Annotated in this window: 17 protein-coding genes; 13 read left to right on the top strand and 4 right to left on the bottom strand. The window is 41.4% G+C overall.

The window, feature by feature from the left end:
* The first annotated feature begins 17 nt into the window (after positions 1 to 17).
* Positions 18 to 1835: a membrane protein insertase YidC gene (gene yidC / locus FPZ42_RS00115; RefSeq protein ID WP_146268471.1), complete on the top strand. Its 1818-nt coding sequence runs from the start codon at positions 18 to 20 to the stop codon at positions 1833 to 1835.
* A 192-nt stretch (positions 1836 to 2027) separates the two neighbouring features.
* Positions 2028 to 3392: an exonuclease domain-containing protein gene (locus FPZ42_RS00120; protein ID WP_146268472.1), complete on the top strand. Its 1365-nt coding sequence runs from the start codon at positions 2028 to 2030 to the stop codon at positions 3390 to 3392.
* A gap of 41 nt (positions 3393 to 3433) precedes the next feature.
* On the opposite strand, the gene FPZ42_RS00125 is transcribed toward FPZ42_RS00120, so the two are convergent.
* A complete protein-coding gene (locus FPZ42_RS00125) occupies positions 3434 to 3997 on the bottom strand; it encodes a dihydrofolate reductase family protein (RefSeq protein WP_146268473.1) in 564 nt (187 codons plus the stop codon).
* Positions 3998 to 4216: 219 nt separating this feature from the next.
* Here FPZ42_RS00125 and FPZ42_RS00130 point away from each other — a divergent pair, with 219 nt between their 5' ends.
* Complete coding sequence (locus FPZ42_RS00130; RefSeq protein WP_146268474.1) at positions 4217 to 4753, top strand: pyridoxamine 5'-phosphate oxidase family protein; 537 nt, start codon at positions 4217 to 4219, stop codon at positions 4751 to 4753.
* 93 nt (positions 4754 to 4846) lie between these two features.
* On the opposite strand, the gene pyrF is transcribed toward FPZ42_RS00130, so the two are convergent.
* Entirely contained in the window at positions 4847 to 5677 is an 831-nt protein-coding gene (gene pyrF, locus FPZ42_RS00135; RefSeq protein ID WP_146269530.1) for an orotidine-5'-phosphate decarboxylase, read from the bottom strand.
* A gap of 255 nt (positions 5678 to 5932) precedes the next feature.
* Here pyrF and rho point away from each other — a divergent pair, with 255 nt between their 5' ends.
* From rho to purS, 3 genes are all read left to right on the top strand, one after another.
* Positions 5933 to 7561, top strand: coding sequence for a transcription termination factor Rho (rho, locus tag FPZ42_RS00140; RefSeq protein WP_146268475.1), 1629 nt, complete (start codon positions 5933 to 5935; stop codon positions 7559 to 7561).
* Between the two features lie 90 nt (positions 7562 to 7651).
* Positions 7652 to 8386, top strand: coding sequence for a CDP-diacylglycerol--serine O-phosphatidyltransferase (gene pssA, locus FPZ42_RS00145; protein WP_146268476.1), 735 nt, complete (start codon positions 7652 to 7654; stop codon positions 8384 to 8386).
* 35 nt (positions 8387 to 8421) lie between these two features.
* Positions 8422 to 8676, top strand: a complete 255-nt coding sequence (purS, locus tag FPZ42_RS00150; RefSeq protein WP_146268477.1) for a phosphoribosylformylglycinamidine synthase subunit PurS — start codon at positions 8422 to 8424, stop codon at positions 8674 to 8676.
* Between the two features lie 157 nt (positions 8677 to 8833).
* On the opposite strand, the gene FPZ42_RS00155 is transcribed toward purS, so the two are convergent.
* Positions 8834 to 9211, bottom strand: a complete 378-nt coding sequence (locus FPZ42_RS00155) for an Hpt domain-containing protein (RefSeq protein ID WP_146268478.1) — start codon at positions 9209 to 9211, stop codon at positions 8834 to 8836.
* Positions 9212 to 9234: 23 nt separating this feature from the next.
* On the bottom strand, positions 9235 to 9714 hold the full coding sequence (gene folK, locus FPZ42_RS00160; protein WP_146268479.1) for a 2-amino-4-hydroxy-6-hydroxymethyldihydropteridine diphosphokinase: 480 nt from the start codon (positions 9712 to 9714) through the stop codon (positions 9235 to 9237).
* Between the two features lie 82 nt (positions 9715 to 9796).
* Here folK and sppA point away from each other — a divergent pair, with 82 nt between their 5' ends.
* The 7 genes from sppA (at position 9797) to FPZ42_RS00195 (ending at position 17157) form a co-directional block, all read left to right on the top strand.
* The gene (gene sppA / locus FPZ42_RS00165; RefSeq protein ID WP_146268480.1) at positions 9797 to 11575 is read left to right on the top strand and encodes a signal peptide peptidase SppA; all 1779 of its coding nucleotides are present in this window, start codon (positions 9797 to 9799) and stop codon (positions 11573 to 11575) included.
* 142 nt (positions 11576 to 11717) lie between these two features.
* Positions 11718 to 13403: a DNA polymerase/3'-5' exonuclease PolX gene (locus tag FPZ42_RS00170; RefSeq protein ID WP_146268481.1), complete on the top strand. Its 1686-nt coding sequence runs from the start codon at positions 11718 to 11720 to the stop codon at positions 13401 to 13403.
* A 15-nt stretch (positions 13404 to 13418) separates the two neighbouring features.
* Positions 13419 to 14399: a D-glycero-beta-D-manno-heptose-7-phosphate kinase gene (gene rfaE1 / locus FPZ42_RS00175; RefSeq protein WP_146268482.1), complete on the top strand. Its 981-nt coding sequence runs from the start codon at positions 13419 to 13421 to the stop codon at positions 14397 to 14399.
* Between the two features lie 55 nt (positions 14400 to 14454).
* Positions 14455 to 15009 carry a D-sedoheptulose 7-phosphate isomerase gene (gene gmhA, locus FPZ42_RS00180; protein WP_146268483.1) on the top strand — a complete coding sequence of 185 codons (555 nt, stop codon included), beginning with the start codon at positions 14455 to 14457 and terminating at the stop codon, positions 15007 to 15009.
* 18 nt (positions 15010 to 15027) lie between these two features.
* The gene (gene rfaE2, locus FPZ42_RS00185; RefSeq protein ID WP_146268484.1) at positions 15028 to 15531 is read left to right on the top strand and encodes a D-glycero-beta-D-manno-heptose 1-phosphate adenylyltransferase; all 504 of its coding nucleotides are present in this window, start codon (positions 15028 to 15030) and stop codon (positions 15529 to 15531) included.
* Positions 15531 to 16496, top strand: coding sequence for a glycosyltransferase family 9 protein (locus tag FPZ42_RS00190; RefSeq protein ID WP_146268485.1), 966 nt, complete (start codon positions 15531 to 15533; stop codon positions 16494 to 16496). Before rfaE2 ends, FPZ42_RS00190 begins: the two co-directional genes overlap by 1 nt.
* Positions 16497 to 16545: 49 nt before the next feature.
* Entirely contained in the window at positions 16546 to 17157 is a 612-nt protein-coding gene (locus FPZ42_RS00195) for a porin family protein (protein ID WP_146268486.1), read from the top strand.
* Positions 17158 to 17169 lie beyond the last annotated feature (12 nt).

The following is a 17169-nucleotide window of genomic DNA, read 5'->3' on the forward strand; positions in this document are numbered from 1 at the left end:
GTACGAGAAACAGATAAATGGATAAGAATACATTCACAGGTTTATTCCTGATCATGATCATCCTTGGTGTTGGTGTCTTTTTAATGAAACCAAACGAGGCAGAGATCAAAAAAGAAAAGCTAACAGTTCACCAGGACTCGATAAAAAAAGGCCTGATAAAAACCCCTGCCAAGGCAGATACCGTAGCAAAAACTGTAGCGGTAGATTCTGCTGCAATGAAGGGCCCGTTTGGTGCTGCAATTAACGGTACCGAGCAATTTGTTACTTTAGAAAATGCAGACGTTCGTATTAAATTAAGCACAAAAGGCGGCCGTATTTATTCTGCTGAACTTAAAAAATACCTTACTTACGGTAAAAAACCTTTGGTTTTATTTGACGGTGATAAAAACACCTTTGGCCTGGCGTTAACTGCATCAGGTAAAAACTATAACACCAATGATCTTTACTTTAAGCCAAGTAACACCTCTTTAACGGTTGCCGGTAAAGATTCTTCAACGGTTACTATGCGTTTAAGCTATAGCCCTACGCAGTATATTGATTATGTATACAACTTAAAAGGCACGGGCTTTAAGTTGGGTTTAACCATACGCCCAACTGGGATGGATCAGGTTTTGGCCAACAGCAATGTATACAGCCTTAACTGGAACGCCAGCTTAAACAAACTTGAAAAAGACATTAAACAAGAGCGCCAATATTCAACGGTATACTATCGTAACATGGATGGCGATGTGGATTACCTGTCTGAAGCCAAGGACGACCAGAAAAGTATTGGCGATAAAAAAATGCAATGGGTTGCCTTTAAGCAGCACTTTTTCTCAAGCGTTTTGATTGCTAAAGATGGCATCACCAGATCTGACCTTGGCGTGGTTACCAATGTTGCAGATACAGCCCTGGTCAAGGAAATGAAGGCAGGTTTACAGCTAACCCGCGATGCAAGCGGCGCTGTGCCTTTAGAGTTTTACTTTGGCCCTAATCAGTTCAATACTCTTAAAGAACAAGGTTACGATCTGCAAAAGATCATTAACTTGGGCTGGGGACCATTAAAATACATCAACCAGTTTGCAGTGTTGCCGGTATTCAACTTCCTTAAACAGTTTAACTGGAATTATGGGTTGATCATCCTGGCGCTTACGGTATTGTTGAAATTGGTGTTATCGCCGCTTACCTACAAATCATACCTGTCAATGGCTAAGATGCGTGTAATTAAGCCGGAGATGGACGAGATCAAAGCTAAAGTTGGAGAGGATAACCCCACCCTTTTACAACAGGAATATCTTAAGCTTTACAAAAAAGCAGGCGTTAATCCTTTAGGTGGTTGTTTGCCACTACTGTTACAAATGCCTATCGTAATTGCATTCTTCCGTTTTTTCCCAAGCTTGTTTGAGTTGCGCGGACAAAACTTTTTGTGGATGCATGATTTGTCTACCTATGATGATGTGATCAAATTTTCAACTAACATCCCTATTATAGGTAATCACATCAGTGCAATGTGTTTGCTGATGACGATATCCACGTTGATCTATACCTATTTCAACAATCAGATCTCGGGGGCTACAGGCCAAATGAAATACATTGGTTATATTACACCATTTATCTTCTTTGCTACGCTGAACAGCTACCCTGCCGGTTTGAACTACTATTACTTCCTGGCTAACATGTTCACTTTCTTGCAGCAATACCTGATCAAATTCATGGTTGATGATAAGAAGATCCATGCACAAATCCAGGAAAATAAAAAGAAACCCGAAGATCCTAAAAAGAAAAAATCAGGTTTTGCCGCTAAAATGGAAGAAATGATGCGCCAGCAACAACAGGTGCAGACGAAGAAGAAATAAGTTGGAAAGTCCGACAGTCGGTAAAGTCCAAAGATTATATTTAAAGCCTCATAACTAATGTTACGGGGCTTTTCTTTTTAACATCGTTACTCATACCTCTTGTCTTCTCAGACTTGCGGACTTTACCGATTTTCCGACTTTTTTTATTTAAGACTAATAATTTTAGCAATTATATTTACATTTGTTATTACCATGTATGCAATTGTAGATATAGAGACAACGGGCGGGCATGCCAGTGCTAACGGCATTACTGAGGTGGCTATTTGCATACACGATGGTAAAAAAGTGGTTCGACGGTTTGAGACTTTGGTAAACCCTCAACGAGATATACCGGTTTACATAAGTGCTCTTACCGGTATAACCAACGATATGGTGCAGCACGCACCCTTATTTGAAGATGTTGCTGCGGAAATATTCCACCTGCTTAAAGGGCAGATCTTTGTAGCTCATAATGTCAACTTCGATTACTCTTTTCTGCGATATCACCTTAGTGCTGCGGGTTATGAAGTAAACCTCAATAAGCTTTGTACCGTGCGGCTGGGGCGTAAAATTATGCCGGGGCTGATGTCATACAGTTTAGGTAAGTTCTGCACCCACCTGGGCATTCAGAATAATGCCCGCCACCGGGCCATGGGCGATGCTGAAGCCACTGCTCAACTATTCTCTATATTGCTTGGTAAGGATAATGATAACCACATCAGCAAAGCCTTAAAACAAAATAGTAAGGAGCAAACACTACCTGCCAATTTACCTAAGGCCGATATTGATGCTTTACCTCAAAACCCCGGTGTTTATTATTTCCATGATCAAAAAGGCAAGGTGATCTACGTGGGCAAAGCCAAAAACTTGCGCAAACGGGTATGCAGCCATTTTACCGGGAACAATCCCAACCTGCAAAGGCAAGAATTTTTAAAGAACATTCACCGCATCAGTTTCCAAAATTGCGGTACAGAATTGATTGCTTTTGTACTGGAAGCTGTCGAAATAAAACGCCTTTGGCCGAAATACAACAGATCGCTTAAACGCTTTGAAAATACATTTGGCATCTACATGTACGAAGATCAGCGTGGATACCTGCGTATGGCTGTTGATAAACACCGCAAGCATATGCCTGCCGTTTATGCTTGCAACTCGCTGCTGGAAGGCTATAATTTACTAAACAACCTCATAGAAACCTTCGGGCTTTGCCCTAAGCTGTGCTTCATTCAAAAAAATGACCAGCCCTGCAGCGGTAATAACATTGGCAACTGTGCATGTGAAGGCCATGAGTCGCCTGAAAACTATAATAAACGCATTGATGCAGCCCTTCATGAGTTGAAAAAAGCTTTGCCTACTTTTGCCATACGGGATGAGGGGCGAACAGACGATGAGCATAGCTGTATACTAATTGAAGAAGGCCGTTTTTATGGAATGGGCTACATCTCTCACTATTATAATGCAGACAATCTTCAATCGCTTAAAAATTACCTTACCCCCTATCCCGGTAACGATTACATCCGCAACATTGTAACCGGCTATGCCGACCGTTTTCCGCAACGAAAAGTTGTGTTTGCATAGCAGTTAGAATTCGAATTAAAGAATTGTCTGAATTTACAGGATTATACCGGCAGATACTTGTTTAAAACCTTTCCGTTTTTAAAAGCGTCTGAGCTTTCTAATGTCAGTACTTTTTCTTCTTTAAAAACACTTATACCATCACCGATAACCACCGGGTTCACAATAATGTAGTATTCATCAATCAGATTTTGCTTGATAAGAGCAAGTACAAATTCACCACAACCGTAAGCTATCATATCTTTACCCTCTTCGTTTTTCAACGCTTCAATAGCTTTACGCAAATCTCCGTTTTCGATTTCTACGTTAGGCACGTCACTCGTATTTTGGTTTCTGCTAAAAACAATTTTTCGCATGTTAGATATTACCTGTCCAAAGGTTTTTTGCTGGGTAGGCTGCTCACTATCTGCCATGTTTTGCCAATGCCCTAAAAAAGTAGGTGCCATATTATGCCCAACCAAAACGGTATCGCATGTTTCTGCAAGATTTATTAATTTTTGAAAACCTGCTTCGTCCGGCCCTGAAAAGAAAACCCAATCATTTTGTCCATTTTTTCTTGCTCCAAAACCATCTACGGTCATGTGTACCTGCAATTTCAATTTTCTCATTTTAGTTATTGTTAATGATTATCTACCAAAAGTAGGCTGAGACTTTCAGGATCATCGGGTGCAAAAACGACTAAGTACGAGGCTATTCACGTCTACCGAAAAAGCGTTAAGAAAACATTCAAAAATTGCCTTTTGAGTCATGTTAATCAAGTTTCAATACAAACAAATCACTATCCTAAAAGTTAATATATTATCATTTAACTATTAAAAACGATAAAGATGGATAGTATCAACCAACAACAACCCGAAGATAATTTTGAAAACCTGGAAGGTAATGAAGCCTGGAAAAAAATGAAGGAATTGGCAGAAGCGGCTTCAAGTTGCTTTTTCTGCAGCAACATCAAAACAGGTTTGCCGTTTTCTACCCGCCCCATGTCACCTCAAAAAATTGACGACAACGGTGATCTATGGTTCCTAAGCGCAGACGACAGCCATAAAAACGAAGAGATAAGTAAAGACCCTTTTGTACAATTGCTTTTTCAAGGTTCAGCACATTCTGATTTCCTGAATATCTATGGCACTGCAGAAATAAGCAAAGACAAAGAAAAGATTAAAGAATTGTGGCAACCCATTTTAAAAACATGGTTTACCGAAGGCGAAGATGACTCGCGTATCACCGTTATAAAAGTATCGCCAACACAAGGTTATTACTGGGATAATAAACACGGCAACGCCATTGCCTTTGTTAAACAACTGGTAGGCGCGGCTTTAGGCAAAACCCTTGATGATTCTATTGAAGGGAAGCTTGAAGTTTAGAGATTAGTGACCGGAGATTAGAGATTAGGCTTACCTTTGTACAAATTATATCGTTAGGTTTCCCTAATCTCTTATCAACTAATCTCTAATTAACTAAATAACGCCCGCTTTCTCCAGTTCCTGCTGCATTTGCTGCTGCAGTTTGAGCGCTTCTGCGCGAGCGGCTTCAGCAAAGTCCTTACCGTTGCTGGCGTAAATGATGCCTCGAGATGAGTTTACGATCAGTCCGCAATCTTTGGTCATGCCATATTGGCAAACGTCTTGCAGGCTTCCGCCCTGTGCACCAACACCTGGTACTAAAAGAAAATTATCAGGCGCATGTTTGCGAATATCCGTAAACTCAGTGCTTTTGGTAGCGCCAACTACATACATTATTCTATCGGTGCCCGCCCAACTGTTAGCCTTTTTTATAACAGTTTCATAAAGGTAGCCATCACCTGTATTGAGGTACTGGAAATCTTTGCTACCTACCGATGAAGTTAAAGCCAATATGATCACCCATTTACCATCGTATTTAAGATACGGAGTAACACTATCATTACCCATATAGGGCGTTACCGTAATGGCATCAAAATCCATCCCCGAAGCTTCTTTATCAAAAAACGCCCGGGCATAGTTATCAGATGTATTGCCAATATCACCACGCTTGGCGTCTATTATGCTTAGGCAGTCTTTAGGAATGTATTGTTCTGTAGCTATCAGGCTAAGCAAACCTTTTACACCACGTGCTTCATAAAAAGCGGCGTTGGGCTTATAAGCTATACAAAGGTCTTTAGTAGCATCAATTATGCGCTTATTGAACTCGAAAACAGGATCTGGATATTCTTTTAAAAAACCGGGTATCTTCTCAATATTAGTGTCTAAGCCAACACATAAAAACGATTTCTTAAGTTTGATCTGGTCAATAAGCTGCGCGCGGGATATCATTGGCGGGTACTTAAATTTTGTTGTGGCAAAACTACATTAATTATAGCCAACCCTTATTTTTTTTAATAAATTTGCATTGTAACATTATTTCATTAACATTGCACTGTTTTCCTGGATTATTTCTTGCACCAAAGAAACAATTTTAGCTTCCACGTTATTTATTATCTATCTAATAATTTGCCTGGATTAACATTGTATATCAGGACTTCCAAACAACTTTCATAAAAATCCTTTTGAATTATATTTCATAACATGTCTGAGACAACTGAATTGAACGACAAACTCGTTTCTGAGTTGCGCGAAATTGCTAAAAGTTTAGGTATTGCCGAAGCTGATGACCTGCGTAAAGCGCAGTTAATAACTGCTATAAACGAGCAACAACAATTAATAGCTGTAGCCCGGGAACAACAAGATACAACAAACAATAATTACACTGAAAAAACTGCAACTGCAGCCCCCGCCGCAGAGTTTGAAGATAAACCACGTAAACGTACGCGTACCGTAAAAGGCAAAGAGCAACCACGCGTTGAGGTACGTTTAGATGATACTAACCTTTTTGATCAGCAGGAGGAAGAAGTTCAGCCGGAAGTTGAGTCGGAAGTAGCCCCAGTTACTGACCAGCCCGCTGCTGAAAGCGCTGAGGAAACACCACAAGTAGGCCAGCCCGATGCAGCACCGGTTACTGAAAACCCACGCCCGCAGAAATTTGACCGCAGAAATAACCAACAACAGCAAAAAGCACAGGAACCTGCCATTAACATGGATTTCGATAACGTAATTGTTAACGAAGGTGTGCTTGAAATTATGCCCGATGGTTATGGTTTTCTACGCTCGTCAGACTATAACTATTTAACCTCTCCTGATGATATTTATGTATCACAGTCGCAGATCAAATTATTTGGTTTAAAAACCGGCGATACCGTTCGCGGTAGTATTCGCCCGCCAAAAGAAGGTGAAAAATATTTTCCGTTGGTGCGTGTTGAGGCTATTAATGGCCGTATCCCCGCAGAGGTGCGCGACCGTGTTCCTTTTGATCACTTAACGCCGCTTTTCCCGTCAGAAAAGCTAAGCCTGTTTACCGATCCTAACAATTACTCAACCCGCATTATGGACCTTTTCTCACCTATTGGTAAAGGTCAGCGTGGTTTGATAGTTGCGCAGCCTAAAACAGGTAAAACCATGTTGTTAAAAGATGTGGCTAACGCGATAGCAAAAAACCACCCGGAGGTTTATTTGATCATCCTGCTAATTGATGAGCGCCCTGAGGAGGTTACCGATATGGCCCGCAGCGTACGTGCAGAAGTGGTATCATCAACATTTGATGAACCTGCCGAGCGCCACGTTAAAATCGCCAATATCGTGTTAGAAAAAGCAAAACGTATGGTTGAGTGTGGCCACGATGTGGTTATCCTGCTTGACTCTATCACCCGTTTAGCGCGTGCTTATAATACTGTTGCACCTGCATCTGGTAAAATATTATCGGGTGGTGTTGATGCTAATGCATTACATAAACCAAAACGTTTCTTTGGTGCGGCCCGTAACATCGAAGATGGCGGTTCTTTAACCATTATAGCAACTGCGCTTACCGAAACCGGCTCTAAAATGGACGAGGTTATCTTTGAAGAATTTAAAGGTACAGGTAACATGGAGCTTCAGTTGGATCGTAAATTATCTAACAAACGTATATTTCCGGCTATTGATATTACCGCGTCAAGTACCCGCCGCGACGACCTGTTGCTTGACCGCGATACATTGCAACGCATTTGGATATTACGTAACCACCTGGCTGATATGAACTCGCAGGAATCGATGGAGTTTTTACAAGCGCAGATACGTGGTACAAAAACTAACGAAGAGTTCTTAATATCAATGAATTCATAATATTTTCACGCTTAAAGGAGTTATAAATAACACAACGTTAATTGTAACTCCTTTGCGTTTTAGTAAAAATTGTGATACCTTCATAACATTATGCGGCTACGGGTAAAAAAACATCTACCGAATGCAATTACGTGTGCAAACCTGTTCAGTGGTTGTATTGGTATTGTTTTTACCTTTCAGGATAACCTGATATTTGCAGCTTATGCCATTTTCCTGGCAGCCATTTTCGACTTCTTTGACGGCTTCGCTTCCAGGGTTCTCCAATCCTTTTCAGGTATAGGTAAAGATCTTGATTCACTTGCTGATATGGTGAGTTTCGGCGTGCTGCCATCAGCTATTATGTACATGTTGATGCTGCAAACCAAACAGATTGACCATGTAAGTGAGTGGTTAAACTTTATTGCATTTCTTATTCCGGTATTCTCTGCACTAAGGCTGGCTAAATTTAATAACGATACACGCCAGGCCGAAAGTTTTATTGGTTTGCCTACACCGGCAAACGCCATCCTTATCGCATCCATCCCTTTAATTTTGCCACAGTATACCAACATTGCGCATTATGTGCACAACCCGTACGTGCTTTCGGTATTCATTGTTGTGATGTGTACCCTGCTGGTAGCCGAGTTGCCCCTTATGTCGTTAAAGTTTAAGGATCGCGACTTTAATAAAAACTTTTACCGCTATTTATTGCTCCTGTTTTCGGCAATACTCATACTATTTTTTAAATTTGCCGCGGTTCCGGTGGTTATTGTAATGTATATCACCTTATCGTTAATTCAATTAAAATTTGCAGATAATACTGCAATAAGCGGTTCAAAAAAGTAATCGGTTATTCGGTATCATCTCGTTAACTTCAAAACATGAAAACATTTCTGGCCGAGATCGATGTAATGCCCAAAAAAGAAATTCTTGACCCACAAGGTAAAGCTGTAACCGGCAGCATGAAAAACCTTGGCTTGTCTGAGATACAGAACGTGCGTATTGGTAAACACATTTCGTTAGAAATTGAAGCCGACAGCGAGGCCACCGCGAATGCAAAAGTTGACGAAGCATGCAAAAACCTGTTAGCTAACCTGATCATGGAAAGCTATACTTTTACGCTTACTGAGAAGTAGTATCGAGTCTGAAGTCAGTAGTCGGTAAGTCCGAAAGCTGCTTTATTTCAAGAAAACACAGATAAAATGTAAAAAGCAAGCCGATGGCTTGCTTTTCTTTTGCTTCATATTTTCTTTTTCAGTCGTTCGGACTTACCAACTGCAGTCTTTCTAATCGCTAAAGATTTGCTTCTTTTTCAGTTTTGATCTTTTGCAGCTCAATTAGGTTAGCTTCTACAGTGCTTTTAACCTGCGTAAATTTTTCAATTATTTCTGTCGGATTTTCCCCTCCTGCTTTGCAAGCCAACTCAACCTCTTGTATGGTTGCCTGGCTTATCGGCATACCAAAAAACCCCAGGTTAGGTTTAAGTTTATGTGATGCAGATGCTGCCGTAGCCCAATCCTGTGCATCAATAGCGTTACTAATGGTATTTAACAGTTGCGGGGTTTGTTCAAGAAATAACCCTATAGAGTCAACAATAAATTCGTCGCTGCCATCTGCAATTTCGTACAGGAAAGACAGGTCAAGGTCTTGGTTAGGCTGAAAATCAGACATTATGTAAATTTATAAGATCAAATTTAGATTTTTTTTACAATTAAGCTATCGGTAAGCTCGGTTTTTAACTGGTTTATATTCTTACGTAAAACAGGGTGAAACAGTTTTGGTGCTAACTCATTTAATGGCTCTAAAGTAAATCTTCTGTTATGTAATTGCGAGTGAGGCACCTTCAAGTCTGGTTCATCTATAATTTCGTCCCCATAAAATAATATATCGATATCAATGACCCTTGAACCCCACTTGGCTTCGCGCACGCGTCCAAGCTCTTGTTCTATATTCAATACTTTTTGCAATATCACTCTTGCCGGCTTGCTTGTTTTTATTTGTATCACCTGGTTTAAATAATCAGGCTCATCTGTTTTACCCCATGATTGTGTCTCATAAATTGACGAAGCCTTCTCTACCGGCGCTATCTCTGTTGATATATGTTCAATTGCCTTGTCTAAAAACAATTTACGGTTGCCGAGGTTACTGCCTAAGAGCAAAAAAACATCAATCATTGTTGTAACAAATATCAAGCTTGCAACTCTTAATCGATATGCAATCGCTAAGTTTGCATAGTTAAATGATTTATCACTCTTAATGAAACAATTCTTCAAATTTGTATTAGCTACTATAGTAGGTATCACCATTGTTTTTGTTGTTGGCTTTGTGATCTTGTTGGGAATAATTGGGGTGGCGGCCAGTGGCGATAGTGCTGCTACAGTAGATGCAAATTCGGTTCTGCACGTCAAATTCGATTATGCCATTAATGAGCGCACGCCCAATAATCCGCTTAGTAACTTACCCTTCCTCGGCCTTGATAAAAAACGTGAGTTAGGCCTTAACGATATTTTAGCCAGCATTAAAAAAGCTAAAACCGACGATAAGATCAAAGGTATCTTCCTGGACGAAAGCTATATGATGAATGGCCAGGCAACTACCGAAGAGATACGTAATGCGCTGATAGATTTCAAAAAATCGGGCAAATTTATTATCGCTTACTCAGAGATCTACACACAGGGTTTCTACTACCTGGCATCTGTTGCCGATAAAGTGTATTTGAACCCTAAAGGCATAATGGAGTTTAAGGGCTTTAGCTCTGAGATCACTTTCCTTAAAGGTGCTTTGGATAAATTAGGTATCGAAGCGCAGATCATTAAGGTGGGTACGTACAAAAGCGCGGTAGAACCGTTGGTATTAACCAAAATGAGCGATGCTAACCGCATGCAGGTTACCTCTTACCTGGGTTCAATGTACAATCACTTTCTGACCAATATTGGCAAGGCGCGCAATATCAACAAAGACACATTGTTTAACTACGCCAACAGCGGTCGCATTCAATTGCCGGAAGATGCCCTGAAATATAAATTGATAGATGGTTTAAAATACAAAGACGAGATATTAGCTGAATTAAAACAGCGCACAGGTAAAAAAGACAAAGAAGATATTGCCAGTGTTGGCTTAGATGAATACCTGAAAAGCGGGAACGAAAATTCTACTGATCCTAAAGAGGTAAGCTCCAATAATCGCATCGCTGTGGTCTATGCATCAGGTGAGATTAACGGCGGCGACGGTGACGACAATTCGATCGGATCTGAGACCATCTCTAAAGCAATAAGAAAAGTGCGTACTGATAACAAGGTTAAAGCGCTGGTTTTACGTGTTAACTCGCCGGGTGGTAGTTCATTAGCTTCAGATGTGATATGGCGCGAGGTAATGCTTACAAAAAAAGTAAAGCCCGTAATTGTTTCAATGGGCGATGTGGCAGCATCCGGAGGTTATTATATCTCATGCGCGGCAGATTCTATTATAGCAGAACCTAATACCATTACCGGTTCAATAGGTATTTTCGCGGTACTGCCTAATATGCAAAAGCTATTTAATGATAAGTTAGGCGTTACGTTTGACGGTGTAAAAACCGGTAAATTTGCTGATCTGGGTGATGTCAGTCGTCCGCTTACGCCAGAGGAGCGCGCTATTTTACAAAACAACGTAAACCACGGGTATGATGATTTTACCAAAGCCGTTGCAGCTGGTCGCGGCAAAACGCAGGCTTATGTAAATAGCATCGGCCAGGGCCGCGTATGGACGGGTGCACAGGCAGTAAAAATCGGACTGGTTGATCGCCTTGGTAATATCAACGATGCCATTGCGTCAGCAGCGAAAAAAGCTAACCTTAAAAATTATAAATTGGTAAGCTACCCGGAGCAGAAAAGCACGCTGGATAAATTTGGTGCCGGCTTAAGCGCCGAAGTTAAAGCTTATTTTGTAAAAGCCGAGCTTGGCGAAAATTACCGCATCTACGAACAGATAAAGGGCGTTACCAGCATGATGCGTACCCCGCAAATGCGCATGCCTTATGATATAGTGATAAAATAATTTCGCTTTAATATTTTGAAGAAAGCCGCCTTAATGGTGGCTTTTTTTGTTCCAAATAAACTATACAGCTATTTGGATGTTCAAACTTAATTAAGATTGTTGTAGCTAATGCTAATTCGTACTTTTACCGTTCGTCTAATTTATGGAGAATAAACAGATAGCCCGCACGTTTCGCCTTTTATCGCAATTGATGGAGTTGCATGAGGTTAACTCATTCAAAACAAAATCAATAGCAAACGCTGCATTTAAGATAGATAAATTACCCTTCCAAGCTTCAGACAAAACGCAGGAAGAATTAGAAAAAATTGATGGTATCGGTAAAAGTACAGCTGCTAAGATCATTGAGCTATTGCAAACCGGCACAATTGCCGAACTGGAAGACATGATTGCCCAAACACCGGAAGGCATTGTGGAAATGATGGGTATCAAAGGTATCGGCCCAAAGAAAATCGCTATTATCTGGAAGGATCTGGGCATTGAAAATATTGGTGAACTTTATTATGCTTGTAACGAGAACCGACTGATAGAGGCTAAAGGTTTCGGCCTTAAGACGCAGGAAGAGATCAAAAAAGTGATCGAATTCCGCATGGCCGGTAACGGCAAATTCCTTTTTGCGCAAGTAGAAAAAGAGGCTCAGGAGTTGATGGATGAAATAAGAGGCATCTTCCCCGATGCTTTAAAACATTTTGCCGGAGAATTTCGCCGTTTGAATGAGGTCATCAGCGAATTGGTTATTATCATCGGCAGTATTGATCAGCAAATTGCGTTTAATGCTTTGGCCAATTCGGCGCTGTTAAGTAATGTAACCATAAATGGGCACCATGTATCAGGTGAGTTAAAGAACGGCTTGTTAGTCGATATCATCTGCGTACAAAGGTCGGAGTATTATAAAGAACTCTTTATCAATACAGGCAACGATGAGCACGTGGAAGCAGTTTTGAACAGGATAAGCCCTCCGCTTGATTTCCCGGATAGTGAAGAAATTATTTACGAAAAGGCAAATCTGCAATGGATGCCGCCTGAGCTGCGCGATGGGAAAAACTTTATAGAGGCAGCTATTGATAACCAGTTGCCTACGTTGATAACCTTAAATGATCTCAAGGGATCATTACACAACCACAGTACCTGGAGCGATGGGGTAAATACACTTGAAGAAATGGCCCTCTACTGCCGTGACGAACTCAAACTCGAATATTTGGGTATATCAGACCACAGCAAAAGTGCCTTCTATGCAAAAGGTTTAAGCATTGAGCGGGTGTTGCAACAACATGAAGAGATTGATCATTTAAATAAAAAAATCGATGGCTTCCATATCTTCAAGGGGATTGAATCAGACATATTGAACGATGGCTCGCTGGATTACCCCGACGAGATCTTAGCACGGTTTGATTTAATAGTAGCATCTATCCACGCCAACTTAAAAATGACCGAGGATAAGGCTACTGCGCGTTTGATAAAAGCTATCGAAAACCCTTTCACCACAATACTGGGCCACCCTACCGGCAGACTACTGCTAAGCAGAAAAGGATATGATATTGACCATAAAAAAGTAATTGAAGCTTGTGCCGCCAATAATGTTGTTATAGAAATAAATGCCAACCCATTGCGTTTAGACCTTGATTGGCGCTGGCATCAGTACGCTATTGAAAAAGGCGTAATGCTGTCCATTAATCCGGATGCGCACCGCAACAGTGGTTTTAATGATATGAAATACGGTACCATTGTGGCACGTAAAGGCGGTGTGGCAAAACAGAATTGCCTTAACGCTTTATCATTAACAGAAATTAAAGAAGTGTTTGCTAAGAAAAAAAGCGCTGTAAGCGCTTAAGTATTGCCACAAGGTATGTTATCACAAAAAGTACGCAGCTTACAGCAATCTGGAACCAAACCAAATATTTTGGTTGTTGGCGACTTGATGATCGATCACTATATTATAGGTGATGCCAACAGGCTCTCGCCTGAGGCACCGGTGCCTGTTGTTAACGTTACGAAAGAGTTTATTACTCCCGGCGGTGCTGCCAACGTTGCGCAAAACCTGCTCTCGTTAGGGGCTGCTATCACTTTAGGTGGCGTAACTGGTAATGATGCCGATGCAGGCAAGCTTACCGAAATACTTGAGCGCGAAGGCGTTAATGCAAGTGCCATCTTTAGCGATAAAAACAGGCCTACAACGGTAAAAACCCGCGTTATGGCAGGCAGTCACCAATTAGTACGTGTAGATAGGGAAACCACCATCCCGCTTTTACCAGAACTACAGCACCAGTTTGTTGCCAATATAAAAACAGCTATCGACGCGGCAGATATAATCATTCTATCTGATTACAACAAAGGTTTATTCTCTCCGGAGCTTACACAGGAGTTGATTGAAGCTGCAAATGCAGCCGGCAAAAAAGTGATCGTAGACCCGAAAGGTCTTAACTACGCAAAGTATAAAAGTGCTTACATTATTAAGCCCAATCGTAAAGAACTTGCCGAAGCTGCAAAAGTTGAACGTATAACTAATTTAGAAGAATTACAACAAGCTGCCCGCGTAATATTACAGCAAACGGAGGCCGAATACATCGTAGTAACCTTGTCAGAGCAGGGAATGGCCATTATCAGCGAACTGGCTTACAAGCTGTTACCCGTTAAGGCAACATCGGTATTTGATGTAACGGGCGCGGGTGATACGGTAATTGCAACTATGGCTTACTTTATAGCTCAGGGGCTTTCTGTTGAAGAGGCCTGTGAATTGGCTAACCATGCTGCGGCCATCGTGATAAGGCAAACAGGTAGTGCTGTGACTACGGTGGATGAAATACTACAGGATATTGAAAACAGGTAAAAAGTGACAAGTAGCCGGTAATAAATGACTTACTTAATTACAATGATTTAAAGAAATGGTTATAGAGGAACTATACGAACACCAGCAAACCCTACAAAAGGTAATAGAAACTCTTACCGGCGACATTGAGTTTGCCTGCAAAATGATCGCTGATTGTATAAAAGCTGGTAACAAAGTTTTAATTGCGGGTAATGGTGGCAGTGCTGCCGATGCCCAGCATATTGCGGCAGAACTAAGCGGCCGTTTTGTAAAAGAACGCCGTGCTTTGCCGGGAATCGCTTTAACGGTAGATACATCTGCCCTTACCGCTATAGCTAACGATTACGGTTACGATCACGTTTTCTCCCGCCAGGTTGAGGCATTGGCGCGACCGGATGATCTATTTATAGGCATTTCAACAAGCGGCAACAGTCAGGGCATTTTAAATGCTTTTAGTGCCGCAACAAACGCTGGGTGTAAAACACTGGGATTGAGCGGCAGGGATGGTGGAAAAATGAATAGCATTTGTGACCTTAATATTGTAGTGCCTGCAAATGTTACCGCACGCATACAGGAAATGCACATCCTCATTGGCCACATTTTGTGCAAAGCTGTAGACGACCTTTTTTAAATTGCGTAGCTTTACAACATGCGCCAAGAGCTGGAAAATACACTTTTGAATAAGATACAAACCCTGCCTCAAATGCAGGAAACTATCACTGCATGGAAGGTTGCCGGCAAAAAGGTTGTATTCACTAATGGCGTCTTTGACCTGCTGCACCTGGGCCATGTCACCTACCTGGCAAAGGCCGCCGACCTTGGCGATAAACTTATAATCGGCCTTAATACCGATGCATCTGTTAAACGACTCAAGGGTGAAAGCAGGCCAATAAACGACCAAAACAACCGGGCGGCCTTATTGGCTTCCCTATTTTTTGTGGATGCAGTTGTGATGTTCGAGGACGACACACCTCGTGATTTGATTGCGCAGTTATTGCCTGATGTATTGGTGAAAGGTGCTGATTACACTGTAGACCAGATAGCCGGTTCAAAAGAAGTGCTGGCAAACGGCGGTGAAGTAAAAACAATTACGCTGGTTGATGGCTACTCATCAACATCTATTATTAACAGGATAAAAGCGCAAACTTCCTGATGAAGATCTTGGTTATCCGCTTCAGTTCAATGGGTGATATTATTTACACCACACCGGTGGTGCGATGCTTAAAAAAACAATTACCCAACGCCGAAGTACACTTCATAACCAAACCGGCATTCAAATACATTTACGATAATAATCCATACCTGGATAAGCTGCTGCTGCTTAAACCCAGCCTATCAGAAACCATTGCTGATATCAAGGCAGAAGGCTACGATCACATCATCGATCTGCACAACAACCTGCGTACGGCTATTATTAAACTACGTACACGTATACACTCGTCTACTTATAATAAGCAAACCATACTTAAATGGCTTAGCCTAAAGCTTCGTAAAAACCTGGTACCACCCGTGCACCTGGTTGATAGATACCTTAAGACAGTAAAATTTTTAGGCGTTACCAATGACGGAGAGCCTATAGATTATTACATCAATAAGGCGTATCAGTTAGCAGATCTGCTGCCTGCAAGTCACCTTAATGGATATACGGCCTTTGTAATTGGGGCCACGCATTTTACAAAGCGCATGCCTAACAAAAAGATTATCAGCATTTGTAAAGAAATTGAGGGCCCTGTTTTATTGCTCGGCGGCAATGATGTAAAGATCAACGGAGATGAGATTGCCTCTGCGATCGGCGAAAAAGTCCATAACGCCTGCGGCAAAACTTCGCTTGATGAATCTGTTTTCCTGGTTTCTAAAGCAAAAACCGTTATAGGTTTTGATACCGGGCTTACCCATATTGCCGAAGCTTTTGACCGGCCAATTGTTTCCATTTGGGGTGGCACGATACCAGATTTGCTTGGCGTAAAACCCTACATGGTAAAAAAGTCATTGGTGGCCGGCATCGATCTGGATTGCCGCCCCTGTTCAAAATTCGGCCTGGAGAGATGTCCATTAGGTCATTTTAAATGCATGTGGGATATCCCCGAGGACGCTATCACCGAATTTGTGAACAGCTAAGGGATTTTCTCATATTTTCTTACATTTGCGCTCACTAAATCTAAGCACAATGAAGAAATTTTTACTTTCTATTTGCTGCGCATTCGCAGTAACCTCAGCATTTTCTCAAACAACTTATGGTGTACGCGGTGGTATAGGTTTCGCAAGCCTTTCATCATCAAGCGGCAATTTATCTGTAGGTTCAGGTTCAACAACAACATTTGCAGCCGGCCTTTTTGCTGATGTTAAAACCAGCACAAACGTCAGCATCCAACCTGGTATTTACTATGCAGGAAAAGGCGGAAATTACAAATCAGGTGGTGTTGAAGCAGATTTTAAAACCTATTATCTGCAAGTACCCGTTAATGTGGTTTACCACGTACCTGCTACGTTTGGCGGCGTTTACTTTGGCGTAGGCCCGTATGTTGCCTTCGGATTAAACGGTAAGGTAAAAGCATCAGATGGAACAAATTCTGAAAGCATGGATGTAACCTTCGGCAGCGATGGTGACTTTAAAAGAGTTGATGCAGGTTTTAATGGCATAGCAGGTTTCGAATTTAAAAACGGCTTCCTGTTGGGTATTAACTATGATCTGGGATTAACAGATATTGGTAATGACGGCACAGCAGAAGTTTCAACCAAAAACCGTGTATTTGGTATCTCTGCTGGTTTTAAATTCTAAATAAATCCATTA

It is taken from the genome of Mucilaginibacter achroorhodeus (assembly GCF_007846095.1).
Lineage (GTDB): Bacteria > Bacteroidota > Bacteroidia > Sphingobacteriales > Sphingobacteriaceae > Mucilaginibacter > Mucilaginibacter achroorhodeus.